Source organism: Devosia sp. P3_B2, from assembly GCF_056402875.1.
In genome coordinates, this window is record NZ_JBFUGO010000003.1 from 291,024 (window position 1) to 315,533 (window position 24,510).

The following is a 24,510-nucleotide window of genomic DNA, read 5'->3' on the forward strand; positions in this document are numbered from 1 at the left end:
GTCGAGGGATGGACCGGGTGGGGGGATCGATAGATGCTGCAGCGGCTGAGCATTACGCAGAAGATTTATGGCGCATTCGGCGCGCTGGTGTTGCTCCTGGGCTTCCTGAGCGTTGCCGGCTATTTTGGGGTCCAGGCCGTGGCCGGGATCTTTGCCGACTATCGCCTCGCGGCGCACCAGTCGCTGGCCACCGGCCAGATCGTCAAGGAGATCGAGGCGCTGCGCATGGCGGCACTCCGCTACCGCGCCGACCGCACCACCGACACCGCCGCCGCGTTCGACGCGCGGCTGGGCAAGCTCAGCATCGACAAGGACGAGACAGCCGCCGAGTTCGCCGGCGACGAAGCGGCCAGTGCGCTGATCGCCAATGTGCGCTCGGTGGTGGGCTCCTACGGCAAGGCGTTCACGGCGGTGGTCACGCTCGACACCAGCCGGCAGGCCATCGTCGCCGAGATGACCGAAAAGGCGAAGGCCGCACGCGGGCTGCTCGACGAGCTCACCGCCTACGCATCCTCCACCAACGACCTGAGTTCGGTGAAGCAGACAGCCGATATCGGCGCCAATGTCCTCGGCATGCTGGGTGCAGTGGATCGCTACATGCTGGGCGGCAACGACGCCGACTTCGCACAGATCGGCGAAGCCGGCACCAAGGCCGCCGACCTCGCCAACGAGCTCGCGGTTTTCATCTTCACGCCCGAGCCGCAGGCCAAGGCCTATGCCACCGCAACGGCAATCACCGACTACCTGGCGTTGGCCGAAAAGGTGAAGGCCGCAACCGATGAACGCAAGGACGTGGAAGCCACGCAGCTCGATGCGACGGGGCTCCGGCTCGGCGCCGAACTCGAGAATCTGCAGGCCGGCATCGTGGCGCGACAGGACAAGCTCGGCGAAACCAGCACCAGCAGCACCGGCGCTACCCAGACCGTCCTCATGGCGGTCGGTGCGGCTGCCGTGCTGCTCGGCATCGCCATGGCGGTACTGATCGGCCGCTGGCTCTCGGGCACCATCCGGCTGATGGCCGAGGACATGCAGCGCATCGCCAATGGCGACCTCGACACCGAGATCGCGGCCGGTGGGCAGCGGCATGAGCTGGGCCGCATGGCACAGGCGCTGCAGGTGTTCCGCACCAATGGCCTCGCCATCCGCAGCATGGACGAGCAGAAGGCGCTGAAGGCCCTGCACGACGATGAACAGCGGGCGGCGAGCGCGGTGCTGCAGGCCGAAGTCGAGCGCGTCGTCGCCTCGGCGCTGGCCGGCGATTTCTCCGACCGGGTGAACGATGCCGCCACGGCCGCCGATACATCCGGTATCGCCAGCAGCCTCAACCAGGTGATGGCAACGGTGGAGCGCGGCGTCGGCGAGACCGCCGAAGTGCTCGATGCCTTTGCCCACGCCGATCTCAGCCGCCGGATGACCGGCGAATTCGCCGGCGCGTTCGGGCGGCTCAAGGCCAGCGCCAACGTCGCAGCCGAAAAGTTCTCGGACGTGGTGCGCCAGCTGCAGGGTGCCTCGCGCAACCTCCGCAACGCCACCGGCGAAATCCTCGCCGGTGCCAACGATCTGTCGCAGCGCACCAGCAGCCAGGCCTCGACCATCCAGGAGACCTCGGCGGCGATCAGCCAGCTGCAGGGCGCCGTGGCGGACAATGCCAAGAAGGCCGATCAGGTGGCGAGCCAGACCCAGACAGCGTCGCGCATGGCCGACGAGGGCGGCAAGGTGATGACCGAGGCGACCGGCGCCATGGAGCGGATCACCCAGTCCTCGGCCAAGATTTCCAACATCATCGGGCTGATCGACGACATCGCCTTCCAGACCAACCTCCTCGCGCTCAACGCCTCGGTGGAGGCAGCGCGTGCCGGTGAAGCCGGCAAGGGTTTTGCCGTGGTGGCCATCGAGGTGCGGCGCCTGGCGCAATCGGCGGCGCAGGCTTCGTCCGACGTGAAGCAACTGGTGGACGAAAGCGCCCAGCAGGTACGGGGCGGCACGCGTCTCGTCGAGGAGGCGTCGGCGAAGCTCTCGGCCATCCTCGCCGCAGTGCGTGAAAACAGCACGCTGGTGACCAGCATCTCGGAAGCGACGCGCGACCAGGCGACGGCCATCACCGATGTCAGCTCCGCCATCCGCAAGATGGACGAGATGACCCAGCACAATGCCGCCCTGGTCGAAGAGACCAATGCGGCGATCGAACAGACCGAGGCGCAGGCGGTCGAGCTCGACCACATCGTCGAGAGTTTTACGCTGAGCGGGGCGACGCGGATGCGGCAGGCGGCTTAGGGCCGACTTCCCCAAACCCCAGCCGCCGCGACCAGCGCCCAGCCCAAGATCAGCCCACCGCCCCCGATCGGCGCGGCCATCGGAAACAGCGCACCACCCAGCATCGACCGCGCCGCCAGATCCCCGGCGAACACCGCCAGCCCGATCAGCAGCACCACCCCGGCGGCTACCGCCACGCGGTTGAATGCCATCAAACTCAGCCCGATCAGCACGGGCGCATGCAGCAGCAGGAAGTTCGCCGCGATGCCCAGATTGTCGTCGGCCGAATGGCTGGCACGCGCCGCCGCGGCGACACCGAGCGCTCCGCACAGCCCCGCGGCAACCAGCAGCAGGCGCGACGCCATCCCGTTCCCAGCCATCGAAAATCTCCCCGCGCGCGAGACTCACAGCCCGCATCGGCGCCAGAGTACCTGCCCTCGCGCACAAACAGAAAGGCCGGGATCGCTCCCGGCCTTCTTCGTCTGCTGCACTAGATGCGATGTCAGGCGGCGAGCTTGAGCCAAGTCGGCGCAATGCCGGTGCCCTGGCCGAGGCCGTAGCCGAAGCGGATGTTCAGCATGCCGACCGGCTCGACCAGCCGGGCGCCATCGAGGCCGCCAACCTTCTCGACCGCAAAGCCAGAGGCCTTGACCAGATCGGCCACGGCGTCGACCGCGGCGGCGTCATTGCCGGCGAGGAACACCGGCACGTTGGCGGTGGCACTGACCGGGGTGTCGAACAGGCTGGCGAAGATCGTGTTGTAGCCCTTCACGACCTTGGCCGAGGGAGCCGCAGCCTGCAGCTCTTCGGCGGCCGACGTAGTGTGGCCGATGGCAAGGCCGGAGAAATCCGCCTTCACCGGGTTGGAGATGTCGACGACGACCTTGCCGGCGAGCGGGAGCTTGCCGATCAGGTCCAGCGCCGCGCCGTAGGGCAGAGCGAGGACGACGATGTCGGCGGCCAGCACGGCGGCCTTGTAGTCGGTGACGGTGGCGCCGACCGAGGCGGCGAACTCAGTGGCGGCGGCCGGGTTGGAGACCCCCAGCACCAACTGGGTCTTGCCGCTCAGGCGCTTGGCGAGGCCCTTGCCCATATTGCCGAGGCCGAGAATTGCGGTGGTGGTCATCTGGAAAGCTCCATCCTGCGATTGCGATGACCCCTATCTATGCGGTGACGCGCAGGTATAGAATTGCAGCAGTTTGCGCTTCACTCTTGCATCGAGGTATCGAATGGCCGAGCTCACCAACCTCGAAACCTTCGTCGCGGCGGTGAAGTCGGGCAGCTTTGCCGGCGCGGCGCGGCTGCTGTCGATCTCCCCGGCCATGGTCGGTCGCCGCATCCAGGCGTTGGAGGAACATCACGGCGCCCGGCTGATCGAGCGCACCACCCGGGCTCAACGGCTGACCGAACTGGGCGAGAGCTTCTTCGCCCAGGCCGAGGCGGTACTCGAAGCCGTCGCGGAACTCGACGACCTCACCCGCACCGAGCCGGGCAAGCTCTCGGGCCGCATCCGCGCTACCGGCCCCGCGACCCTCGGCATCCACCGGCTGGCAGGGATCATCGCCAAGTTCTGCGACGACAACCCGGCGGTGACCGTGGAGCTCAGCCTCAACGACCGCCGCGCCGACCTCATCGCCGAGGGGTATGACGTGGCGATCCGCGTGGGCGAGTTGCAGGCCTCGGCGATGATCGCGCGCCGCATCGGCACCTACCGTTTCCGCTGCGTCGCCTCCCCCGCCTACACCACGGCGTTCGGCCTGCCGGCGACGCCGGAGGAACTGCGGCACCACCGCTGCATCCTCAATCTGAACATGAGCCCGCGCAACCGCTGGCCCTTCATCGGGCCGGGCGGCGCCTCGGTCATCGCCGAGGTCGAGGGCGGGCTGCAGATCGACAATGGCGAGGCGCAGCTGGCGGCCGCGCTGGAAGGCGCCGGCATCGTCTACCTGCCGGTCGACCTGGTCACCGAGCCGCTGCGCGCCGGCCGGTTGGTGGAGATCCTGCCGCACTGGCAGCGGATGACCCTGCCAATCCATCTGATCTATCCATCGCGCCGCCTGGTGCCGCGCCGATTGAGCACCTTCATGGAAGCAGTCGCCAACGGCCTCAAGGGCTAAGCGATCCACGATATACAGACGTCACACAACGATTAACTTTACGAGCTAACCACTTGCGCATCCGGGTTTTCCCAATACTGGCGCGATGGACGGCATTATCGTAAAATGCCCGCATGAGTGTGGCAGTGAGTACCGTTTCGGCGTCCGAATACCTGCGCGACATCCTTTCGCGCGAGGCGGTCGATCGGCAACCGGGGTCGCCCCTGGTGCGGATCGACGCCAAGATCGCGGCCCTCTGCAATGCCTGGGGCAGCCGCCACATCGCCGACGTGGCGCCGGGCGGCGGCTTCGCCAGGTCCACCGCCAATCGCAGCGGCATCAATGTCGATTACGTGGTGTGGATCCATACCCAGTCTGAACGCCGCATCGCCGAAATCTACGAGTCGATGTTCTCGGCATTCCAGCGGCTCGGCCTCTCCCCGATCCGCCGCAACGTCACCATTGCGCTCAATGTCGGCAATGTCGTCGTCGACCTGCTGCCAGCCAAGCGCCTGTCGATGATCTCGGAAATCCACGAGATCTATTCGGCTCGTCGCAACGCAGCGATCACCACCAATCTCCACCAGCACGCGCTCGATAGCCGCGATGCCGAGCGCGAAGAAGAAGTGCGGATCCTCAAGCTCTGGCGCGACCAGAACGGGCTGGATTTCCCGTCCTACTATCTCGAACTCGCCACTTACGCGGCGCTCCGCCGTCGACCGGTGGGCGCACTGGCCGACAATGTCTGGGCCGTGCTGGGCTTTCTCGAACGGCTGCTGGTGCCGCGCGCCATGCTCGACCCGGCGAATGCCGCCAATATCGTCTCGGACGAACTCACCGCTCCGCAGAAGCGCACCGTCGCACTCGCCGCCGCAGCAGCCCGCAGCGGCCGCCCGTGGTCGGAGATCGTGCGGTAGCACCACCGGCGTCATTCCCGCGAAGGCGGGAGCCCAGTGGATATCTCAACCGCGGCATCGCACTAGGTTCCCGCCTTCGCGGGAATGACAGCGGCGAGGGGGGCCAGCAACCCTGCCTTAAGTCACAACACGCTATGATAGTGCCTCACCCCTCGGGGAGGAGGCCGTGTTCGACCACAAGGAAACTCTGTTTCACGTTGCGAGCCAGCTGGCCCGCCGTCTCGCCAACCACCTGCGCGAGACGCTGGAGCCATTCGGCCTTCATCCGGCGCAGTTCACTGCGCTCAGCGAAATCGCCGGGCGTGAAGGGCTGACCCAGGCGGAACTGGTCACCCGGCTCGACCTCGAGCAGCCCGGCGTCGCCCGCACCCTCACCGGGCTCGAAGCCGAAGGCTGGATCGAGAAAGCCACGATCGGCAAGGGCCGGGCCCAGGGCCTCTACCTCAGCGAGAAGGCCAAGACCGTGCTGCCGCAAGCCGCCGCTGCAGCCGCGGTGGCCGACCGGCAGGCCCTCAAGAGCCTCAGCAAGACCGAAGCCGCGCACCTGATCGACGGGTTGAGCGAACTCGCCGCAGCCAACCGCGGCTAGTTCTGCGCCGCAACGACGAGCGGCTTCGGCGCGTCGACTGCATCGGGCCGCGGCAGCAGCACCAGCACCGCCAGCGCGGCCAGCCAAATGGCACCGCGCAAGTGCGCCTTGGTGATCGGCAATCGCTGTGGCTCCGCGGACTTTACCGCGAATAGATCGGTCATGAGACGCTCCTTGGGAACGCGCCTCTTGCCGGCGCTTGCCAGCGATCACTGCAAACCGATATTACGCGCTGATGACGTCCGGCCCGGACTCCCCTTGCGTGTCCACCGGTTTCCCCCTATACACCCGCCTTCTCGACGGGCCGCCCGGCCAAAAGGCATGCCGTGGCGATCCCGAATGCAGGCTCCTAGAGCCGCCTCTAACCAGGACAGCAAAATGCCAAAGATGAAGACTAAATCGGGCGCCAAGAAGCGCTTCAAGATGACTGCGACCGGCCGCGTCAAGGCAGGCGTCGCAGGCAAGCGGCACCGGCTCATGAGCCACGACGCCGACTACATTCGCTCGCATCGGGGGACCAAGATCCTCAAGAAGGGCGATGAGTCGTTGGTCAAGTGGTACATGCCGTATAACCGTTAAGGAGCGCCGATAGATGTCACGCGTTAAAAGAGGCGTTACCGCCCACGCCCGTCACAAGAAGGTTCTTAAGGCCGCTTCCGGTTTTTACGGTCGCCGCAAGAACACCATCCGTACCGCCAAGGCCGCCGTCGACAAGGCCGGCCAGTACGCGTACCGCGATCGCCGCGTCAAGAAGCGCAACTTCCGCGCGCTCTGGATCCAGCGCATCAACGCCGCCGTGCGCGATCACGGGCTGACCTACGGTCGATTTATCGACGGCCTCAGCAAGGCTGAGATCGCCGTCGACCGCAAAGTGCTCTCCGATCTCGCGATCACCGAGCCCGCAGCGTTCGCCGTGCTGGTTGAGCAGGCCAAGAAGGCTCTGGGGTATCTCGGCAAGATCGAGACGACCACCCACGAGCGTATTTCGGCCTAAGCGTCTAGCCCCGGAAAGTTGCAAGACTTTCCGGATCAAGGCTAAGAGCCAGTAAGACTTCTCGCCTTTTCTGAGGCCCTAAGCTAAGCCTTGCGCCGCCCCGAAACCGGGGATGGCGCGGGGCTTTTTCATTTGGCCCTGAAACACAACCTGGAAATTCCCCGATGTCTCTCGACGCTCAGATCGCCACCCTCCGCGCCGAAATCGCCGCCGCTACCGCTGCGGCCAGCGACGAAACCCAGATCGAAGCCGTGCGCGTCGGCGCCCTGGGCAAGAAGGGCTCGGTCTCCGCCCTCCTCGCTACCCTCGGCGGCATCGCGCCGGAAGAGCGCAAGTCTGCCGGCGCCGCCATCAACGGGCTGAAGACGGAAGTGACGGCACTGATCGAAGCGCGGGCCGCGGATCTCGCGAAAGCCGCGCTCGATGCCCGCCTCGCGTCCGAGCGCGTCGACGTCACCCTGCCGGTTCGCGCCGCGCCGACCACCGAAGGCCGCATCCATCCGGTCAGCCAGGTGATCGACGAGATCACCGCGATCTTCTCGGACATGGGTTTCTCGATCGCCGAAGGTCCCGATATCGAGACCGACTGGTACAACTTCACCGCGCTCAACTTCCCCGAGGGGCACCCCGCGCGCGAGATGCACGACACCTTCTTCATGGCGCCGTCGCCGGATGGAGTGAAGCGCGTGCTCCGCACCCACACCTCGCCGGTGCAGATCCGCACCATGCTCAAGGGCAACGAGAAGCCCGCCGCGCCCTACCTCACCCCGGCGATCGATCCGCCGATCCGCGTGGTGATGCCGGGCCGCACATACCGGCACGACTCGGACCAGACGCACACACCGATGTTCCATCAGGTCGAGGGCCTCGTCATCGACAAGTCGAGCCATATCGGCCAGCTGCGCTGGGTGCTCGAGGAGTTCCTCAAGGCCTTCTTCGAGGTCGACAACGTGACGCTCCGCTTCCGGCCGAGCTTCTTCCCGTTCACCGAGCCGTCGATGGAAGTCGATGTGCAGTGCGACCGCTCGGGCGCCGAGGTGAAGATCGGCGAAGGCAGTGATTGGCTGGAAATCCTCGGCTGCGGCATGGTGCACCCGAACGTCTTGCGCAATTGCGGGCTCGACCCCGATGTCTACCAGGGCTTCGCCTGGGGCATGGGCATCGATCGCATGGCCATGCTGAAATACGGCATGAACGACCTCCGCGCCTTCTTCGACGCCGACAAGCGCTGGCTCGATCACTACGGCTTCCGCCCGCTCGACCTGCCGACGCTGTTCGGGGGGCTGAGCAGCTGATGTCTGCCAACCCCGCGGCATCGTTGCGCGAGCGCGTGGTGCGCGTCCTGCACCGCGAGATCGATGCGATCCTCGCCCCCGCTGGCTACATCCAGGCCGGTGGGAGCTGGAACCGCACGACAGCGTTTGCCCGCGCCTGGGTCGAGATCCAGCGCAGCAGCTCGGGCCTCGCCTGCTACATCAACCTCGGCCGTTTCCAGCGCCTGCTCAAATGGGAGTGGGTGCCGCCCGGCTACTACTCTTCCGGCTGGCGCATCGGCGACTTCACCGACAGCACTGAAGAGCACAATGGCCTCGATGCCCTGCCCTATGCCGAGCTCGACGGCGACAGCCCGCTGCGCAAAAAGGTGATGACGCTGCTCGCCGAGCGGGCACTGCCCTTCCTCAAGGCGTCGCACAGCCCGTTCGGCTCTTCGATGCTCCCTCCCCGCCGCGCCGCACTCCGGAAGGGTCGATCATGAGGTGGGCCAAACGATCGCTGCTCGCCCTCGCGGCCATGATGATCTGCTCCCCGGTTCTGGCCGAGGAGGTGGTCGTCTGCACGCCGGAGTACTATTACAATTCCAGCGAAACCCCACCGGTCATCGTCCCGATCGACGCGCCGCGGGCGGCCGGATCACGCGTCACGCGCATCGACCTCGAGACCGGCGACTACGCGGAGCATTTCATCGGCTCTGACAGCGATGTCCTTCGGACCGGCAGCCTCACGGTCGTCAATCCCGGCTCATTACGGGAGCGGATCGACTTCGTGGCGCTCGACCCCGCTACGGCGCTCCTCCTCCACATCAGCCTGATCGACGAGGGCCTGCCCTTCGTTCGCGTCGACGAGGAGGGCACGGTGGCCTCGGGCCACTGCAGCTACGCATCCGATATGGTGCAGAAGTGAGCCTCCAGCCCCCCATAGCGCCCGGCGCGTCGGACCTCTGCACGTTCGTCGTCACCGACATCGAGTCCGACGGGCATAACCCCCTCGAAAGCTCGATGCTGAGCTTTGCCTCGGTGGCGGTCGATATCTCGGGCAAGGTGCTGTCGGAGTTCGAGGCGGTGCTGACGCCGCGCACCGACCGCAAGGCAGATCCCGACACCCTGGCGTGGTGGGAGACGCAGCCCGAGGCGTGGAAGCACGCGACCGAGAACCCGGAAGACCCCGCGTCGGTGATGCCGCGCTACGCGAACTGGGTGGAGACGCTGCCCGGCTTCCGGGTCTTTGCGGCGGCGCCGATGATCTTCGACGGGCTGTGGATGGACCACTACCTCTCCACCTTCGCTAGCACCCGCGTGCTCGGCGGGCCCTACAAGAGCCGGCAGATCTTTCGCGGCGGTGGGGTCTGCCTCTACACCATGGCAGGCACGCTGCGCGGCGCCGAATACACCAAATGGGGCATGCAGCGCGTGCCGCCCGCCTGGTACGGCCACATCGAGCACACCCACCGCGCCATCGACGATGCGCGCGGCTTCGCCAACGTCCTCGCCAAACTTTTCGAGATCAGCGGGTCCCTGCCCAAGATCGAAGCGACCGAAAGCATCTACAAATGAAGTTCACCCTCGACTGGCTGAAAGATCACCTCGACACCGATGCGACTGCCGAGGACATCGGCAAGGCGCTGACAATGATCGGGCTCGAGGTCGAAGAGATCGTCGACCCCTCGGAAAAGCTCCGGCCCTTCGTCGTCGCACATGTGGTCGAGGCCAAGCCGCACCCGAACTCGGACCACCTCAAGGTCTGCAAGGTCGATGCCGGCACCGGTGAGCTGATCGATGTCGTCTGCGGCGCGCCCAATGCCGTCACCGGCATGAAGTCGGTGTTCGCCTTCCCCGACACCTACATCCCGGGCAAGGATTTCACCCTGAAGGCCGGCGTCGTCATCCGGGGCGAGAAGTCGAACGGCATGCTGTGTTCGGCGGCCGAGCTCGAGCTTTCGAACGACCATGACGGTATCATCCGGCTGCCGGACGATGCGCCGATCGGGGTCGCCTATGTCGACTACGCCAAGCTCGGTGGCGCGGTGATCGACATCTCGATCACCCCCAACCGCGGCGACGCCACCGGCGTCTACGGCATCGCCCGCGATCTCGCGGCGTTCGGCGCCGGCACGCTCAAATCCACCGACATGTCGCCGGTGCCGTCGAAGGGCCCGAGCCCGATCCCGCCGCTGCCGCATCAGTTCTCGGCTGATGAGCCCAAGGCGATCCGCAAGTTCGCCGGCCGCTACTTCAAGGGCATCAAGAACGGCCCGTCGCCCGATTGGCTGCAGCAGCGCCTGCGCGCCGTCGGCCTCCGCCCCATCAACACCGTGGTCGATATCACCAACCTCGTCTCGCTCGGCTGGGGCCGGCCGCTCCATGCCTATGACGCCGACAAGGTCACCGGCGAGATGGTGCTGCGCAACGCCCGTTCCGGCGAAGTGCTCGATGCGCTCGACAACAAGCACTACCCGCTCGACGAGACCATGACGGTGATCGCCGACGATCTCGGCCCGCTGTGCCTCGGTGGTGTCATCGGCGGGTATCGCTCCGGCTGCACCGACGAGACGGTCAATGTGTTCATGGAATGCGCCAGCTGGGATCCGGACCTGATCGCGCAGGTCGGCCGCAAGACCGGCATCGTCTCCGACGCCCGCTATCGCCTCGAGCGCTCGGTCGATCCGGCGCTCACTGAACCCGGCCTCGAGCTCGCCACCCGGCTGATGCTGGAGCTGGTCGGCGGCGAAGCCATGGAGCCGGCGATCTCCGGCGAAGACGTGTTCCCCAACACCGTCGTCGATTTCCCGCTCAGCGAAGTCGAGCGCCTCACCGGCCTCGAGACTTCGGCCAGCGAGATCGAAGCGATCCTCACCCGCCTCGGCTTCAAGCTCGACGGCGCCGGCCTCACCCGCACCGTGCATGTCCCCTCGTGGCGGCCCGACGTCACCATGAAGGCCGACCTCGCCGAGGAAGTGATGCGCATGGTCGGCGTCGACAACGTCCCCACCGATCCGCTGCCGCGGCTCAACCACGTCGCGCCGCGCATGCTGACGACGCTGCAGAACCGCCGCCGCCTCGCCCGCCGCACCCTTGCGGCCCGCGGCCTCGACGAAGCGGTGACCTGGTCGTTCATCCCAGAAGCCGAGGCGGTGCGCTTCGGCGGCGGCGCGGCCGAGCTGAAGCTCGCCAACCCGATCGCGTCCGAACTCACCGACATGCGGCCCTCGCTGCTACCGGGCCTACTCGGCGCGGCGCAGCGCAACACCAATCGCGGCCTGAGCGAGCTGAAACTGTTCGAAGTCGGCCAGGTGTTCCACTCGGTGCAGCCTGAGGGGCAGCGCACCTATGCCTCGGGCATCCGGCTCGGCGGCTCGCGCCACTGGCAGTCGGCGAACGGCAAGGTCTCTGTATTCGACGCCAAGTCGGACATCGCAGCGCTGCTCGACGCCATGGGCCATGACATCGACAAGCTGCAGCTAGTGGCCGAGCCTGCGTCCTGGAGCCATCCCGGCCGCGGCGGCCGCGTCCAGCTCGGGCCGAAACTCACCATCGGCTGGTTCGGCGAGATCCACCCGACCGAACTCGAAAAGTTCGACCTCACCGGCCCGATCGCGGCGTTCGAGCTCGATCTCGACGCCATCCCCGAGCCGCGCAAGAAGCCGACCCGCTCCAAGCCGGCGCTGAAGCTCAGCGACCTGATGCCGCTGAGCCGTGATTTCGCCTTCCTCGTCGACCGTACTGTCCCGGCTGCAACGATCCTCCGCGCCGCCAAGAACGCCGACAAAACGCTGATCACTGAAGTCTCGGTGTTCGACGTGTTCGAGGGCAAGGGCATCGCCGACGACAAGAAGTCGGTCGGCATTGCGGTGACGCTGCAGCCCACCGACAAGACGCTGACCGACGAAGAGATCGAAAAGGTCGCGGCCAATGTCGTCGCGGCGGTGACCAAGGCAACGGGCGGCGTACTCCGCACCTAGGAAATGCAATGACGGCTGACGGCAAACGCGAAACGATCGGCGACACAGCCCCGCAAGGGCTTGATGTCGCCGACTTGCCGCTGGCGCCGCTCAGCCCCGCCGCGGCCAGCGAAGCGCTACTGCGCCGGGCCATGCTGGTGGTCGCCATCGGCGTCTCCTGCATCCTCGGCTACTTCACCACCTTCGCGCTGCTGGCCATCGCGCTCGCGGTGTTCGCCTACTTCGCTGCGCGGCAAAAGACGCTGCAGATCCCCTTCGACCTGCCGGCCAAGCTGTTCCTCGGCGCCTTCACGCTGCTGTTCATCAGCGCCGTGGTGACCATGCGGCAGCCGTCCGACCTCTTACAGACGCTCAACTTCTCGGCCATGCTGCTCTATGCGCCGCTGGCACTGCTGTTCCGCCGTGCCGCCGGGCCGGCCAATAGCCGCAAGCTCGCCGACTTCGCGCTGTTCGGCACGGCCGCCGGCCTGCTGATGGCGCTCTACTTCAACTATGTGGAGGGGATGGAGCGGGCTGGGCTCGGCTCGCCGATCACCGATCCGATCCGGCTCTCCAACACCGCGCTGCTGCTCGGCTTCTTCGCCATGATCGGTGCCGCGGCCGCCACCGGCCGGCAGCGCTTCATCTACCTGCTGGGTCCGTTGATGGCGCTGGCCGTGATCTTTGCCTCGGGCTCGCGTGCCGCGCTCGTCGCCTTCCCGGTGCTGCTGTTCGTCGCGGCGCTGCTGCTCGTGCGGCATAAGCTGCTGGCTGCGGTAGTCAGCGTCGCCGTGCTCTCCGGGTTCGGCCTCATCGCCTATTTCGCCGATCTTGCCGGCGCCCGCTCATCGTCGATGTTCGATATCCTCGGCCGGTTGGCGGGCGGCGACAATCCCGCCGATCTGGGCACGGCCATCCGCTTCGTCCTCTACCGGGCCGGCACGTCGGCCTTCCTCGATGCCCCGCTTTTCGGCCATGGCTGGGGCCAGCTGATGACGGCGATCGTCCCCTACCTGGCGGTCTACGAGCTGGTGCACGCCCAGCTGCCACACCTTCACAACGACGCGCTGAACTTCGCCGTTGCTTCGGGGCTGTTCGGGCTCGCGGTCTACCTGCTGCTGTTGGTGCTCCCGATTATCAGCTGCCTCTTCAGCCCGCACGACAGCCAGTATCGCACCCGGCTCTACGGCTGCAGCCTGCTCTCGGTCAGCTACCTGGTGCTGGGCCTCCCCGACACCATGCTGAGCTTCCCGTTGCACAACACGCTGTATGTCGTGCTGACGGCCGTGCTGCTGAACTACTGCAGGGACGAGCGGGCTTAGCTGCTGCCAGCCACAACCACCGGGCTCATCTCCCCCTAGGCGGGGGAGCAAGCGAAAACTTGGGCTTAGCGCAGCTAAGTCCTTAGTTTTCGCCAGAGAGGGGGTGCGGAGCCATCGTGCCCTCCACGTTCCCCTCTCTTGCGAGATCGAGTTCCAGGCCTTGGACGACCTCTCCCCTCAAGGGAGAGGTAATCAGCGCCCCGGACGACTATCGATCATCCCGCCCTTGGCGGCCGCGTCGATCGCTGCGATCTCCTCGGCCGACAGCTCCAGGTTGTCGATCACACCGAGACAATCCTTGAGCTGCTCGAGCGTCCGCACCCCGATCAGCGCCGAGGTCACTTCCTTCTTCCGCAGCACCCAGGCCAGCGCCAGCTGCACCATGGTTTGCTTCCGCGCCTTGGCGATCTCGCCGAGCTTGTCGACGGCCTCGAGAATGCGCGGCTCCAGCCGGTTGGCCGAGAGCGAGTAGTTCTCCGAAGCGCGAGTGCCGCTCAGATTGCCCTTCAGGTTGTTGTACTTGCCCGACAGGATGCCCTGCTGCAGCGGCGAGAAGGCGATGATGCCGACGCCCTCGTCGGCGCAGGCGGCCATCGTCCCGTCTTCCTCGATCCAGCGGTTGAGGATCGAATAGTTCGGCTGATGGATCAGGCAGGGCACGCCCATATCCCCAAGGATCCGCACCGCCTCGCGCGTCTGCTTCTCGGGGTACATCGAGATACCGACATAGAGCGTCTTGCCCTGCCGGTAGAGCTGCGCCAGCGCGCCCATCGTCTCCTCGAGCGGCGTCTCGGAATCGTAGCGGTGCGAGTAGAAGATGTCGAAGTAGTCGAGCCCCATGCGCTTGAGGCTCTGGTCGGCGGACGCGATGACGTACTTGCGCGAACCGCGGTCGCCATAGGGGCCTTCCCACATGGTCCAGCCGGCCTTGGACGAAATGATCATCTCATCGCGATAGGGGCGGAAATCGCGCGCCATCACGTCGCCGAACAGCTCTTCGGCGGCACCCGGCGGGGGCCCGTAATTGTTGGCGAGGTCGAAATGGGTGATGCCCTTGTCGAAGGCATAGCTCAGGATCTCGAAGGCGCTGGGATAGTCGCGCGTGCCCCCGAAATTCTGCCACAGCCCCAGGCTGATCACCGGCAGCTTCAGGCCCGAGCGTCCGGTGTAACGATATTGCATGTCGCCATAGCGAGCGTCGCTGGCCCGATAGGTCATCTCATCCTCCGAATTTAGCCGATTTGCTCGTTGCAGCCGCCGGATGCTACACCCGCCGCGATGTCCGAGCTTTTAGAAACCGCCGCCAATCTGTTCGAACGCCTGAACCGTTTCAAGGTGCTGGCGCTGTACAAGTTTGCTGATTTCAAAGATTGCGCCGAGCTGAAGCCGGAGCTGGCGCTGTTCTGCTGCGCGCGCGGCATCCGCGGCACCTTCATCCTCGCCCCCGAAGGCATCAACGGCACCGTCGCCGGCATACCCGCCGCAATCGACGAGCTGATGGCGTGGTTCGAAACCGCCCCACTGTGGGCCGGACGCCTCGCCGGCGCGGAAGCGAAATTCTCCGCCGCCAGCGAGATGCCATTCCTCCGCATGAAGGTCCGGCTGAAGCCCGAGATCGTCACCCTGCGCGCCCCCGAGGCCGACCCCAACCGACAGGTCGGCACCTATGTCGAAGCAGGAGACTGGAACAGCCTGATCAGCCGCAACGACGTGACGCTAATCGACACGCGCAACGACTACGAAGTGAAGCTCGGCACTTTCGCCAACGCCCGCGATCCCAAGACGCAAAGCTTCACCGAGTTCAAGGACTACGTGGCCAAGCTCGATCCGGCGCAGCATCCGAAGGTCGCGATGTTCTGCACCGGCGGCATCCGCTGCGAGAAGGCCTCGAGCTACCTGATGTCGAAGGGGTTCAAGGAGGTGTTTCACCTCAAGGGCGGCATCCTCAAGTACCTCGAAACCGTCCCCGAAACCGAAAGCCGATTCAACGGCGAGTGCTTCGTGTTCGACGAGCGCGTCTCGGTGGTGCACGGCCTCAAGGAAGGCGAAGCCCTCCTCTGCCGCGCCTGCCGCAACCCGATGATGCCCGACGAGGCCGTCGGCTCGCTGTGCCGCGAATGCGCGGAGGCCGCTCCCGCCGGAGCGACGGAACGCGAGCGGCAGATGGAACTGGCCCGGGCGAGGGGAGAGGCGCATCTCGGCGATGACGCGGCGGCCACCGCGGCGCGGAACAAGGCAGCGAAGCTGGCACGGCGGAGGCAGTCGGCCGACTGAGAAATAAGGGCTCCGCTCACCCCTACCCATCCTCCCCCGTCAGAGGGGGAGGTGCCGCATCCAGTTTGACACGCTATCCAGCCAATATCACCGGCCAGCACCCTCCCCTTGACGGGCAGGACTGGGGTGGGTGCGAGGAGCGCGGATGCACAAGGCGCACGATCGTTGGCTCCTATTGGTCAGCCACACTGACATATTCTTATTGACAAGCGCCCTCAGCACTATCAGCATATCCAATGTGAAAGCCTCATCCGAGGCCGCAGGGCACAGTTCTCATAAGCCGAGCCGATCCATGGACCTCGACCAGATCAAGACGTTTGACCGGATCGCGCAGGACCTGAGCTTCACCAAAGCCGCGGCCAAGCTCAACGTCACGCAGGCCACGGTGTCGATGCGCATGCGGGCGCTCGAGGACCTGCTCGGCGTGCCGCTGTTCCATCGCGGCCGCAACATCGCGCTCACCGACCAGGGCATGACGTTCCTTCCCTATGCCCGCCGCATCCTCCAGGCTGCGCAGGAGGCGAAGGAAGCGCTGCGCCGGGTCGAGCGCGGCCGCGTCTCCATCGGTTCGCTGCGCAGCCTCGTCTCACCGCTGGTCACCGAATCTCTGCTGCGCTTCCAGCAGAAATACCCCTCGGTCGACGTAGTGATCCACGAGGGCCGCCAGAGCCAGATCGCCGCCATGCTGCGCGAGCGCGACATCGAGCTCGGCATCCTCTGCTGGCCCAATCTCGATCCGCTGATCACCGATCTCGTGCCGCTGCTGGTCATGCGCGAACGCGTGCCGATGGTGACGACGCCGCAGATCGCCGCCGAACTGGGGCTCGAACCCAAGATCGAGGACGTGCTGAAGCGCGTGCCGCGGCTCATTTCGATCAACTGGTGGCAGGTCTTCCCCGACGCCGCGCTGGCGCTGTTCCGCCGCGCCCCGGTGTCGGTGGAACTGCCCACGGGCCCCGCCCGCCGCATCGCCATCCGTGGCGAGGGCGTCGGCTTCTTCGTCTACTCGGCCGTCGCCGACGACATCGCCGCCGGCCGCCTCACCGAAATCACGCCATCCGACGTCGACCCGGTGCACCGCGACATCGCCATGGTGGTCCGCAACGCCTCGGTGCTCGACCGCGAGATGCTGCGCGACTTCGCGGTGGAGATCGCCGCCGAATGCACCAGGAACGGCACGATCCTCGAATCGACGCTGCTGCCGCCAGAGGCGGCAAACGCGGCCTGACGGCTTGCCGGCAGCGAGGCCGGCACTACCCCACGCTCGGTCCCTCCCCGCAAGGGTGGGACGTGCGCAGCAAGGCTCGGCATGGTCCGACTTGCACCCGCCGCAAGCCTCCGCTCTAGTGACGTCATGACCGAGGCGCGCGACTTACAGCATGAGCTGTTCGATATGTTGATGGAGAGCCAGTATTGGTCCCCATCGCAGATGCAGGCGTATCAGCGTGGCCAGATCGAGCAGTTGCTCAGGCACGCCAAGACCCAGGTGCCATTTTACGAGAATCGGCTCGATGCAGTGTTTGCGCGAGACGGCTCCATCGACTGGGACAAATGGACCGAGTTGCCGATCGTCAAGCGCTCGGATCTGATCGATCATCGTGACGCCATGCAGGCCAAGTTGTTGCCGCGAGGACATGGTCCCGTCGGGACCATCCAATCGTCGGGATCGACAGGTCATCCGGTCACGACCACCCTCACCAAACTCACCAAGATAAGTTCAGATGCGGCGCGCTGGCGGGCCAATGTCTGGGCTGGGCTCGACTTCAGCCAAGTGATGTGCCTCCGCAATGGCGTCGAGACAGACGTCGTGCCGCCAGATGGAGTCGAAGAAGGGTTTTGGGGGCCGCCTTGGGATCCAGCGGCCAGGCGTGGACGCATCTTCCGCATGACCAGGAAGTGGTCCAGCGCGGATCAGCTCGACTTCGTTATCCGCACCGGTGCACCCTATGTTGCGATCGGCAGCACGAAGGTTGGTCGTATCCTTGGCCTCGAGGCCCTACAGCGCGGCCTACGTCCAGCGGTTTCACATATACTCGTCAACGGTGAACCCGTTGATAGTGAGGATCGCGACGTGTGTCGCCGCGCCTTCGGGGCCGAGATCGTTGACCTCTACAGTTCGAAGGAGGGGGCGCACATGGCGCACCCCTGCCCCGTCGGCCATGGCTACCATGTGTGCGCGGAGCGCGTTCTGATCGAGATCGTGGACGCAGTGGGACGACCGGTCCCACCAGGTGTGAGCGGACGCGTCGTCATCACACCGTTCTACAACACCGCCCAGCCGCTGATCCGTTACGATCAGGGCGACATGGCTACATTTGGGCCGCCATGCGACTGCGGTCGCAACCTGCCGGTGTTGCATTCGCTGGATGGAAGGGTGGTTCACATGTTCAGGCACCCAGATGGCCGGAGGCGCACCCGCGGCTTCCCCGAGAAATACCATCAGACACTGGACGCCCGGATGTGGCAGTTCGCCCAGGTTGGCCCACTTGACTTCGAAATCCGCTACGTCCCTGTCGATCCCGATCGGCGCGGAAACGAAGCCGAAGTGGCCACTGCCTTCCGGGAGTGGTTCTTCGACGACGCCAAGATCGTGTTCAAGCGCCTCGACGCCATCCCATTGACAGCGTCGGGGAAATACATGGAGTACCTCTACGAGGCAGACGAGACGCCAGCGCGCTAGCTAAGCTCAGGCGGGAGGCATCTCGCGGCACACAGATGCCTCGAAGTCCCACCAGAAGCCGGCGTTCTGGCATGCCACTTCTGTGTCGAAGTCCTCGGGCACCGGATCGTGCTCCGCCGTAACCAAATCCCCAGCCGCGCTGAACAGATCCAGCGCGCGGTTCGGCGGGTCGTCCTGGCGGTGGCGGTCGATGAGGCTCTTGTCCGGGTCGCCGAGGTAGCCCTTGATGCCGACGCGGAAGCTGTAGGCGCCGGTGTCGTAGGCGCGCACTTCGCCGACGCCGGAGAGCGGCAGGCCAAAGCCGGTGAACTGGTATTCCGTCGCGAGCTTCAGCGACTCGCGGCCGAGGATCGAGGCGGCACCGAGGCTGACGCGCCAATCGTCGGTCGGGTAATAGGCAATGTCGCCGATGGCGAAGAAGCCGTTCTCATCCGGCATCAGCACGTCGTCATAGTCGATCGCTGCCCAGCCGGCCCAGCCTTCGAGGCTGATGCGGTCGAGATAGAGTTCCGCCTCGGGGCCGATTGCCGCGAGGCGCGAGCCATCGGCCACCACCACGCCGGCGGTGACGCCGAGCAGGTAGGACGAAGGATCGCGGGTGAAGGCGTGGAGCGCACCGCCTGCCAGCCACTCACCGTCGATGTTGCCGACGGCGACGTCGCCCTGCACGCCGAAGCGCTCGCCGATCGGCACCGATACCGACGCGGCCGCGCGGAACGTAGCGCTCGCCGGGTCGCTGATGCCGCCGAAATCAATTTCCAGCTTGCCGTTGATGTCCGAAACCGCCGGCAGCACCAGGTCGACATACTGGTCGGCAATCGGCTCGGGCGAGAGAATCAGGTCGGCGGCGTTTGCCGCAAAACCAAACGGAATCGAAAACACGCTGGCGAGCAGCGCTGCTTTAGTCGCTCGTACAACTGACATGGTCCGCCCTCAACAACTGCGCTAAAGATTTGCATTGCCCATGAAAACTGGCAAGACGGCTGTCGCTTTTACTCAGATATTTCATCCAGTGCGTTGCCGAATTGCTGCAGGCCGACAACGATAGCGGCCTATCCAACGCCCCGCAGGCCCGCTAGAACGGGCGCCGTGCAGGGTGGTGCGCATGGTTAAACGCAGTTTCGAATTCGTCATCTGTGGTGGCGGGTCGGCGGCATCGGTTGCGGCGATGCGGCTGGTGCGCGACTTCGATCTCTCGGTCCTGGTGCTGGAGCGCGGTCCGCGTTCGACCAACCGGATCATGGCGATGCCGGCCGGCTACATGAAGTACCTGGCGCAGGACACGTTCCTCGAGATGCATAAGACGGTGCCACAGCCACAGCTCGGCGGCCGGGCACCGATCGTGCCGGTGGCCAAGGCGCTCGGCGGCGGCAGCTCGGTCAACGCCATGGTCTACATGCGCGGCCAGAAGGAAGACTATGACGGCTGGGCGGCCGGGCTCGGAAACGCCACTGAGTGGTCGTACTCGGACATGCTCGGGCATTTCAAAGGCCTCGAGCGCAACGCCCGCTTCAATGACCACTATCACGGCATCTCGGGGGACCTCCGCGTCTCGGACCCGGGCCACATCTCCGACACCACCGAGGATTTCCTGCTCGCCGTGCAGGGGCTCGGCCACCGCTACAACCCCGATTTCAACGGCGAGCGGCAGAACGGGGTGGGCATCATGCAGCACACCTACGGGCAGTGGGGGCGCTACAAGGAGCGATCGGACGGCAAGAAAGCGTTCCTCGATCCGCTGACGCACGACAAGCGGCTGACCATCGTCACCGATGCCCAGGTCAATCGCATCCTCATCAAGAACGGTCGCGCCGTCGGCGTCGCCTATACCCACGATGGCGATGAGCACGAGGCGTATGCGGCGCGCGAGGTGCTGGTCGCCTCCGGCACCTACAACTCGGCCAAGCTGATGATGCTGAGTGGCATCGGGCCGGCCGATCACCTCGCCGATTTCCAGATCCCGGTGGTCGCCGACTTGCCCGGCGTGGGTTCGAACCTGCAGGATCACCACGAGGTCCCGGTGATCGCGACGACCAAGGGCAAGTCGGGCTATTTCGGCGAGGACAGGGGCTGGCCGATGGTTCGCAACGGCCTGCAATACATGCTGTTCAACTCGGGGCCAGTCACCACCACGGGCATCGAATCCTGCCTGTTCTACGATCCGGATGGCGGCGAGCGCCCCACCATCCAGCTCTATTGCGCGCCGATCGTCTATCAGGATCGCGACGTGGCGAAGGCCAAACCCACCTGGGGCGTCACCTTCACCTCGTGCCTCTTGCGCCCCAAGGCCCGCGGCAGCGTACGCCTGCGATCGGCCGATCCCGGCGCCCAGCCGCTGGTCAACTGCAACTTCTTCGGCGATCCCGATGATCTGCGCCTGACGCTCAAATCGATGCGTTTCGCGCGCAATATCCTCGAGACCGAGCCGTTCCTGTCGAAGATCAAGGAAGAGATCCTGCCTGGGCCCGGCGTCACCGACGACGACGGCCTGACCCGCTTCGCGCAGGAAACGGTGAAGACCAACTACCACCCGTCGGGCTCGCTGAAGATGGGGCGCGACGACGATCCGATGGCCGTGGTAGATGCCCGGCTCAAGGTCCGCGGCATCGAGGGCCTCAGGGTCATCGATTGCTCGATCATCCCCGCCATCCCTTCGGCCAATACCAATGCCATTGCCATGGCGATCGGCTCGAAGGCCGCCACCCTGATCGCAGAGGACTACGGCCATTGATCGAGACGGTTGAACTGCCCGAGATGGTCGCCATCGGCATCCTGGTCGAGGCGCACTGGAACGACCTGCCCCGCGCGATCCCCGCCGCGTGGACCCGATTGTTCGAGACCGATACCGGCGCCACCTCGTTCCTCGAAGTGTCGATCTCGCGTGAGCATGGCGTCTATCGCGAGCTGGTCGGCTATCTCGCAGCCAAGAAGACCGAGGTGCCCGAGGGCATGACGCGCCTCGTCATCCCGGCGCAGCGGTACCTCCGCATCACGCATGACGGCCCGCTGGTCGATATCGCGGCCGGGTTCGAGAAGCTTTATGCCCACGCCGCCGTGGCCGGCCTCAACGCCACCGACTACAAGCTCGATTTCGGCTATGCGCCCGGCCTGCCGCCGGGCCGGCATGAGCTGCACGTGGCGCTCGAACCGGAACCGCTGCGGATCGCTTAAGCCCCGGTTCAGCCACCATTGCGTAACAAGGCCATCCAGCAGCGTTTTCGAGGCACCCGATGTACCAGCCACCAGCCTTCCGCGAGACCGACGTTCCCACCCAGCACGCCTTCATCGCGGCGCACCCGCTCGGGCTGCTGATTTCGAACGGCGACGGCCTCCTCGCCAACCCGATCCCGTTCCTGATCTATCCGGAGGAAGGGCCGTTCGGCACACTGCGCTGCCACATGTCGCGCGGCAACGCGCAATGGAAAGCACTGCTCGACGCGCCGCAGGCGCTCGTCGTGTTCCAGGGCGCCGAGCACTACATCACCCCTAGCTGGTATCCGCAGAAGGCCGTGGACGGCAAAGTCGTGCCGACCTGGAACTACGCCATCGTGCAGGCTCGCGGCGCCGCCCGGGTGATCGAGGATGCGGCATGGCTCCACGCCAACGTCTCCGCCCTCACCGATCAGCACGAGGGCCGTCGCGCCAAGCCCTGGGCGGTCAGCGATGCGCCCGATGCCTTCATTGCCGGCCAGCTCAAGGGCATCGTCGGCATCGAGATCGAGATTTCGGCGATCGAGGCCAAGTTCAAAGCCAGCCAGAACCGACCGGAACTCGACCGGGTCGGCGTCGCCCACGGGCTTGCATCGGAAGCCGATGCACAGGCGCCGGCGATGCGCGAGCTGGTGAAGGCGCGCGGCGGCGTCTGAGCCGACCGGCCGCACTTGCGCTTCGGCGTCGCGGCCTCCACCTAGGGCCTTTCCATAGCGAAAGCCCCCGCACGATGACGAGTTTACCCGCGCGCCGCAGGGCACTGATGCTAGTCAATCCCAATGCACGGCGCGGCACCGAATCCCTCGATGCCGTGGCGGCGCGGCTCGAGGCCGGCGGCATCGACGTGGCGATCGAGCGGTTCAGCTCGCCCGGCGAGGTTGCAGCCGATATCGTCCGGCGCCGGCACGAGGCCGACCTCGCCATCGTCTGCGGTGGTGATGGCACCATCAACGCCGCGGCCAATGGCGTCGTCGCGGCGGGCCTGCCGATGGGCATCCTGCCGATGGGCACCGCCAACGATCTTGCCCGCACGCTAGAAATCCCGACCCAGCTCGACCTCGCCGCCGATATCATCATCGCCGGCAACCAGCGCCGGGTGGACCTCGGCGACGTCAACGGCCATCCGTTCTTCAACGTCGCGACCATCGGCGCCGATCTCGCCATGGGGCTCAGTGCGGAGACCAAGCGCCGCTGGGGTCGGCTCGGCTATGCCATCGGCGCGCTCAAGGTGTTGATGCAGGCCCGTCCGTTCAGCGCCACCATCATCAACCGCGAAGGCACCTCGCAGGTCAAAACCTACCAGATCGCCGTCGGCAACGGCCGGCACTATGGGGGCGGCACGGTGATCGAGCAGGATGCCAGCATCGAGGACGGCACGCTCGACCTCTATAGCCTCGAGATCGACAATGTCTGGAAGCTGGCGCTGATGCTGCGCGCCTTCCGCTCCGGCACGCATGGCGCGTGGGAGGAAGTGCGCACGGCCCGCTGCATCGAGTTCGACATCCGCACCAAAAAGCCGCGGCCGGTAAATCTCGACGGCGATATCGTCACCCAGACCCCGGCCCACTTCCGCATCCGGCCCGGCGCGATCACGGTGTTCGCGCCACCTGGCTAGGGTGTTTGTCGCGCGCGCCGGCGGTGCTATTATCGCCGCAGCCGGAGCCTCCGCTGGCCCCGGCGTGATGACGGGAGGCCTCGTATGCAAGGTATCCGCCACGAAAATCTCGACCACGGGCTCGAGACCCAGCACGAGTTGCATCTGCTGCCATGGCCGTTCCTGGTCGCGCTGTTTGCCGTGCTGTTCTTTGTGGTTTTCTTCGTCGTCGCCAACTGAGCGACGCGCATAGCCGGCGGCCCGGGCTCCGAGGCCGCCGCCGGACTCAAGCGCTGCCGATGATAATTCCGGCGGCAAAGACCAGTGCGCCACCCACCACCACCTGCAATGCCGCGCGCCAGAACGGAGTCTGCATGTAGCGGTTCTGGATGAAGGCGATGGCCCAGAGTTCGATCACCACCACTGCCGCCGCGACGCCGGTCGCGGTCCAGAAATGCGGGATCAGGTAGGGCATCGCGTGCCCCAGCCCGCCCAGCGTCGTCATTGCCCCGGTGACCACGCCGCGCGTCAACGGCGAGCCGCGCCCGGTGAGCTTGCCGTCATCGGCCGCCGCCTCGGTAAAGCCCATCGAGATGCCGGCGCCCACCGCTGCCGCGAGGCCGACGAGGAAGGTGGCCCAGGTGTTGCCGGTGGCGAAGGCCGCGGCGAACACCGGCGCCAGGGTCGACACCGAGCCGTCCATCAGCCCGGCCAGCCCGGGCTGCACATAGGTCAGGAGGAACTGCCGGTGCTCTTCGCTCTTTTCCGCCGCCCGCTCCTCTGCCCCCAGCGCCTGCTCCTCCAGCTTTCCGGCGAGGTTGGCATGCTCGCGCTCCTCTACCGCGAGGTCGCCGAGGAGTTTTCGCACCTCGACGTCGGTCGTCCGCCCGGCCGCCTCGGTGTAGAAGCGCGATGCCGCCGCCTCCATCTCGAACGCCATCTGGCGCACCGCCTCTAGGCTCATGGTCTCCATCAGCCAGACGGGCTTGCGCTCGATGAAGCCGCGCACATGCTCGCGCCGGATCGGCACGAGGCGCGAGCCGAACTTTTGCACGTAGAGGTCGAGCAGCCGGCGCCGATGCCCGTCCTCCTCCACCGCCATGCCCTCGAACACCTTGGCGGTGGCGGGATAGCGCGAGGCGAAGCGCTCGGCGATCTCGGCATAGATCGCCCCATCCTCCTCCTCGGCGGCAACCGCCAACGAGAGGATCTCGCGTTCGTCCAGCGAGCTGAAGTCACGCCGGTTGGGATGCAGAAGTCGTGCAAACATAATGCTCTAGCCGCTTAGTTTAGAACTATTCTAATGCCTGATCACTGGCCGGACAAGCCTGGTGCATTCCCTTCGCTGATGTCGAGCAAAGGCGTA

26 protein-coding genes are annotated in these 24,510 nt (G+C 65.8%); 20 read left to right on the plus strand and 6 right to left on the minus strand.

From position 1 onward, the window contains the following. Positions 1–33 precede the first annotated feature (33 nt). Positions 34–2,274 carry a methyl-accepting chemotaxis protein gene (locus AC1DV8_RS06925; protein ID WP_477156948.1) on the plus strand — a complete coding sequence of 747 codons (2,241 nt, stop codon included), beginning with the start codon at positions 34–36 and terminating at the stop codon, positions 2,272–2,274. Here AC1DV8_RS06925 and AC1DV8_RS06930 read toward each other — a convergent pair. Both AC1DV8_RS06930 and AC1DV8_RS06935 read right to left on the minus strand, forming a co-directional pair. Then, positions 2,271–2,633 carry a DUF423 domain-containing protein gene (locus AC1DV8_RS06930; protein WP_477156949.1) on the minus strand — a complete coding sequence of 121 codons (363 nt, stop codon included), beginning with the start codon at positions 2,631–2,633 and terminating at the stop codon, positions 2,271–2,273. The genes AC1DV8_RS06925 and AC1DV8_RS06930 overlap by 4 nt on opposite strands. Before the next feature lie 122 nt (positions 2,634–2,755). Beyond that, positions 2,756–3,379, minus strand: a complete 624-nt coding sequence (locus tag AC1DV8_RS06935; RefSeq protein ID WP_477156950.1) for an NADPH-dependent F420 reductase — start codon at positions 3,377–3,379, stop codon at positions 2,756–2,758. 103 nt (positions 3,380–3,482) lie between these two features. On the opposite strand from AC1DV8_RS06935, the gene AC1DV8_RS06940 reads away from it, so the two are divergent. The 3 genes from AC1DV8_RS06940 (at position 3,483) to AC1DV8_RS06950 (ending at position 5,855) form a co-directional block, all read left to right on the plus strand. Next, the gene (locus AC1DV8_RS06940; protein ID WP_477151483.1) at positions 3,483–4,370 is read left to right on the plus strand and encodes a LysR family transcriptional regulator; all 888 of its coding nucleotides are present in this window, start codon (positions 3,483–3,485) and stop codon (positions 4,368–4,370) included. Positions 4,371–4,495: 125 nt separating this feature from the next. Further along, complete coding sequence (locus AC1DV8_RS06945) at positions 4,496–5,266, plus strand: hypothetical protein (protein ID WP_477156951.1); 771 nt, start codon at positions 4,496–4,498, stop codon at positions 5,264–5,266. Between the two features lie 166 nt (positions 5,267–5,432). Further along, positions 5,433–5,855: a MarR family winged helix-turn-helix transcriptional regulator gene (locus AC1DV8_RS06950; RefSeq protein WP_477151481.1), complete on the plus strand. Its 423-nt coding sequence runs from the start codon at positions 5,433–5,435 to the stop codon at positions 5,853–5,855. On the opposite strand, the gene AC1DV8_RS06955 is transcribed toward AC1DV8_RS06950, so the two are convergent. Continuing rightward, complete coding sequence (locus AC1DV8_RS06955) at positions 5,852–6,019, minus strand: hypothetical protein (protein WP_477156952.1); 168 nt, start codon at positions 6,017–6,019, stop codon at positions 5,852–5,854. The genes AC1DV8_RS06950 and AC1DV8_RS06955 overlap by 4 nt on opposite strands. A 214-nt stretch (positions 6,020–6,233) precedes the next feature. On the opposite strand from AC1DV8_RS06955, the gene rpmI reads away from it, so the two are divergent. From rpmI to AC1DV8_RS06995, 8 genes are all read left to right on the plus strand, one after another. Next, complete coding sequence (rpmI, locus tag AC1DV8_RS06960) at positions 6,234–6,434, plus strand: 50S ribosomal protein L35 (protein ID WP_069908210.1); 201 nt, start codon at positions 6,234–6,236, stop codon at positions 6,432–6,434. A gap of 13 nt (positions 6,435–6,447) precedes the next feature. Then, positions 6,448–6,849 carry a 50S ribosomal protein L20 gene (gene rplT, locus AC1DV8_RS06965; protein WP_055873058.1) on the plus strand — a complete coding sequence of 134 codons (402 nt, stop codon included), beginning with the start codon at positions 6,448–6,450 and terminating at the stop codon, positions 6,847–6,849. Between the two features lie 164 nt (positions 6,850–7,013). Beyond that, positions 7,014–8,144 carry a phenylalanine--tRNA ligase subunit alpha gene (pheS, locus tag AC1DV8_RS06970; RefSeq protein WP_477156953.1) on the plus strand — a complete coding sequence of 377 codons (1,131 nt, stop codon included), beginning with the start codon at positions 7,014–7,016 and terminating at the stop codon, positions 8,142–8,144. Beyond that, complete coding sequence (locus AC1DV8_RS06975; protein WP_477156954.1) at positions 8,144–8,605, plus strand: hypothetical protein; 462 nt, start codon at positions 8,144–8,146, stop codon at positions 8,603–8,605. Before pheS ends, AC1DV8_RS06975 begins: the two co-directional genes overlap by 1 nt. Beyond that, the gene (locus AC1DV8_RS06980) at positions 8,602–9,030 is read left to right on the plus strand and encodes a hypothetical protein (protein ID WP_477156955.1); all 429 of its coding nucleotides are present in this window, start codon (positions 8,602–8,604) and stop codon (positions 9,028–9,030) included. The genes AC1DV8_RS06975 and AC1DV8_RS06980 overlap by 4 nt, the downstream gene beginning before the upstream one ends. Continuing rightward, positions 9,027–9,680: a DNA polymerase III subunit epsilon gene (locus tag AC1DV8_RS06985; RefSeq protein WP_477151476.1), complete on the plus strand. Its 654-nt coding sequence runs from the start codon at positions 9,027–9,029 to the stop codon at positions 9,678–9,680. The genes AC1DV8_RS06980 and AC1DV8_RS06985 overlap by 4 nt, the downstream gene beginning before the upstream one ends. Next, positions 9,677–12,085, plus strand: a complete 2,409-nt coding sequence (gene pheT, locus AC1DV8_RS06990; protein ID WP_477156956.1) for a phenylalanine--tRNA ligase subunit beta — start codon at positions 9,677–9,679, stop codon at positions 12,083–12,085. The genes AC1DV8_RS06985 and pheT overlap by 4 nt, the downstream gene beginning before the upstream one ends. A gap of 8 nt (positions 12,086–12,093) precedes the next feature. Then, the gene (locus tag AC1DV8_RS06995) at positions 12,094–13,386 is read left to right on the plus strand and encodes an O-antigen ligase family protein (protein ID WP_477151474.1); all 1,293 of its coding nucleotides are present in this window, start codon (positions 12,094–12,096) and stop codon (positions 13,384–13,386) included. Positions 13,387–13,578: 192 nt separating this feature from the next. On the opposite strand, the gene AC1DV8_RS07000 is transcribed toward AC1DV8_RS06995, so the two are convergent. Beyond that, entirely contained in the window at positions 13,579–14,604 is a 1,026-nt protein-coding gene (locus AC1DV8_RS07000) for an aldo/keto reductase (protein WP_477151473.1), read from the minus strand. 60 nt (positions 14,605–14,664) lie between these two features. On the opposite strand from AC1DV8_RS07000, the gene trhO reads away from it, so the two are divergent. The 3 genes from trhO (at position 14,665) to AC1DV8_RS07015 (ending at position 18,340) form a co-directional block, all read left to right on the plus strand. After that, positions 14,665–15,660: an oxygen-dependent tRNA uridine(34) hydroxylase TrhO gene (gene trhO, locus AC1DV8_RS07005; protein WP_477156957.1), complete on the plus strand. Its 996-nt coding sequence runs from the start codon at positions 14,665–14,667 to the stop codon at positions 15,658–15,660. A gap of 292 nt (positions 15,661–15,952) precedes the next feature. Continuing rightward, entirely contained in the window at positions 15,953–16,888 is a 936-nt protein-coding gene (locus tag AC1DV8_RS07010) for a LysR family transcriptional regulator (protein WP_477151471.1), read from the plus strand. A gap of 126 nt (positions 16,889–17,014) precedes the next feature. Then, positions 17,015–18,340 (plus strand): phenylacetate--CoA ligase family protein, encoded by a 1,326-nt coding sequence (locus AC1DV8_RS07015; RefSeq protein WP_477156958.1) that lies wholly within the window; start codon positions 17,015–17,017, stop codon positions 18,338–18,340. 6 nt (positions 18,341–18,346) lie between these two features. On the opposite strand, the gene AC1DV8_RS07020 is transcribed toward AC1DV8_RS07015, so the two are convergent. Continuing rightward, positions 18,347–19,264 (minus strand): hypothetical protein, encoded by a 918-nt coding sequence (locus AC1DV8_RS07020; RefSeq protein ID WP_477156959.1) that lies wholly within the window; start codon positions 19,262–19,264, stop codon positions 18,347–18,349. A 181-nt stretch (positions 19,265–19,445) separates the two neighbouring features. Here AC1DV8_RS07020 and AC1DV8_RS07025 point away from each other — a divergent pair, with 181 nt between their 5' ends. The 5 genes from AC1DV8_RS07025 (at position 19,446) to AC1DV8_RS07045 (ending at position 23,384) form a co-directional block, all read left to right on the plus strand. Continuing rightward, positions 19,446–21,071, plus strand: coding sequence for a GMC family oxidoreductase (locus AC1DV8_RS07025; protein WP_477156960.1), 1,626 nt, complete (start codon positions 19,446–19,448; stop codon positions 21,069–21,071). Then, complete coding sequence (locus AC1DV8_RS07030; protein ID WP_477151467.1) at positions 21,068–21,511, plus strand: GyrI-like domain-containing protein; 444 nt, start codon at positions 21,068–21,070, stop codon at positions 21,509–21,511. The genes AC1DV8_RS07025 and AC1DV8_RS07030 overlap by 4 nt, the downstream gene beginning before the upstream one ends. A gap of 59 nt (positions 21,512–21,570) precedes the next feature. Further along, positions 21,571–22,206, plus strand: coding sequence for an FMN-binding negative transcriptional regulator (locus AC1DV8_RS07035; protein ID WP_477151466.1), 636 nt, complete (start codon positions 21,571–21,573; stop codon positions 22,204–22,206). Positions 22,207–22,280: 74 nt separating this feature from the next. Beyond that, positions 22,281–23,165 (plus strand): lipid kinase, encoded by an 885-nt coding sequence (locus tag AC1DV8_RS07040; RefSeq protein ID WP_477156961.1) that lies wholly within the window; start codon positions 22,281–22,283, stop codon positions 23,163–23,165. An 84-nt stretch (positions 23,166–23,249) separates the two neighbouring features. Beyond that, the gene (locus AC1DV8_RS07045) at positions 23,250–23,384 is read left to right on the plus strand and encodes a hypothetical protein (protein ID WP_477151464.1); all 135 of its coding nucleotides are present in this window, start codon (positions 23,250–23,252) and stop codon (positions 23,382–23,384) included. A gap of 46 nt (positions 23,385–23,430) precedes the next feature. Here the strand turns inward: AC1DV8_RS07045 and mbfA are convergent, their stop codons facing one another. Further along, on the minus strand, positions 23,431–24,414 hold the full coding sequence (gene mbfA, locus AC1DV8_RS07050; RefSeq protein ID WP_477151463.1) for an iron exporter MbfA: 984 nt from the start codon (positions 24,412–24,414) through the stop codon (positions 23,431–23,433). Positions 24,415–24,510 lie beyond the last annotated feature (96 nt).

Excerpts from the sequence above, each read along its gene's own strand:
- AC1DV8_RS06925 (WP_477156948.1), top strand. The coding sequence starts at position 34 with ATGCTGCAGCGGCTGAGCATTACGCAGAAGATTTATGGCGCATTCGGC.
- AC1DV8_RS06930 (WP_477156949.1), bottom strand. The coding sequence starts at position 2,633 with ATGGCTGGGAACGGGATGGCGTCGCGCCTGCTGCTGGTTGCCGCGGGG.
- AC1DV8_RS06935 (WP_477156950.1), bottom strand. The coding sequence starts at position 3,379 with ATGACCACCACCGCAATTCTCGGCCTCGGCAATATGGGCAAGGGCCTC.
- AC1DV8_RS06940 (WP_477151483.1), top strand. The coding sequence starts at position 3,483 with ATGGCCGAGCTCACCAACCTCGAAACCTTCGTCGCGGCGGTGAAGTCG.
- AC1DV8_RS06955 (WP_477156952.1), bottom strand. The coding sequence starts at position 6,019 with ATGACCGATCTATTCGCGGTAAAGTCCGCGGAGCCACAGCGATTGCCG.
- rpmI (WP_069908210.1), top strand. The coding sequence starts at position 6,234 with ATGCCAAAGATGAAGACTAAATCGGGCGCCAAGAAGCGCTTCAAGATG.
- rplT (WP_055873058.1), top strand. The coding sequence starts at position 6,448 with ATGTCACGCGTTAAAAGAGGCGTTACCGCCCACGCCCGTCACAAGAAG.
- pheS (WP_477156953.1), top strand. The coding sequence starts at position 7,014 with ATGTCTCTCGACGCTCAGATCGCCACCCTCCGCGCCGAAATCGCCGCC.
- AC1DV8_RS06975 (WP_477156954.1), top strand. The coding sequence starts at position 8,144 with ATGTCTGCCAACCCCGCGGCATCGTTGCGCGAGCGCGTGGTGCGCGTC.
- AC1DV8_RS06980 (WP_477156955.1), top strand. The coding sequence starts at position 8,602 with ATGAGGTGGGCCAAACGATCGCTGCTCGCCCTCGCGGCCATGATGATC.
- pheT (WP_477156956.1), top strand. The coding sequence starts at position 9,677 with ATGAAGTTCACCCTCGACTGGCTGAAAGATCACCTCGACACCGATGCG.
- AC1DV8_RS06995 (WP_477151474.1), top strand. The coding sequence starts at position 12,094 with ATGACGGCTGACGGCAAACGCGAAACGATCGGCGACACAGCCCCGCAA.
- AC1DV8_RS07000 (WP_477151473.1), bottom strand. The coding sequence starts at position 14,604 with ATGACCTATCGGGCCAGCGACGCTCGCTATGGCGACATGCAATATCGT.
- trhO (WP_477156957.1), top strand. The coding sequence starts at position 14,665 with ATGTCCGAGCTTTTAGAAACCGCCGCCAATCTGTTCGAACGCCTGAAC.
- AC1DV8_RS07010 (WP_477151471.1), top strand. The coding sequence starts at position 15,953 with ATGGACCTCGACCAGATCAAGACGTTTGACCGGATCGCGCAGGACCTG.
- AC1DV8_RS07015 (WP_477156958.1), top strand. The coding sequence starts at position 17,015 with ATGACCGAGGCGCGCGACTTACAGCATGAGCTGTTCGATATGTTGATG.
- AC1DV8_RS07020 (WP_477156959.1), bottom strand. The coding sequence starts at position 19,264 with ATGTCAGTTGTACGAGCGACTAAAGCAGCGCTGCTCGCCAGCGTGTTT.
- AC1DV8_RS07025 (WP_477156960.1), top strand. The coding sequence starts at position 19,446 with ATGGTTAAACGCAGTTTCGAATTCGTCATCTGTGGTGGCGGGTCGGCG.
- AC1DV8_RS07035 (WP_477151466.1), top strand. The coding sequence starts at position 21,571 with ATGTACCAGCCACCAGCCTTCCGCGAGACCGACGTTCCCACCCAGCAC.
- AC1DV8_RS07040 (WP_477156961.1), top strand. The coding sequence starts at position 22,281 with ATGACGAGTTTACCCGCGCGCCGCAGGGCACTGATGCTAGTCAATCCC.
- AC1DV8_RS07045 (WP_477151464.1), top strand. The coding sequence starts at position 23,250 with ATGCAAGGTATCCGCCACGAAAATCTCGACCACGGGCTCGAGACCCAG.
- mbfA (WP_477151463.1), bottom strand. The coding sequence starts at position 24,414 with ATGTTTGCACGACTTCTGCATCCCAACCGGCGTGACTTCAGCTCGCTG.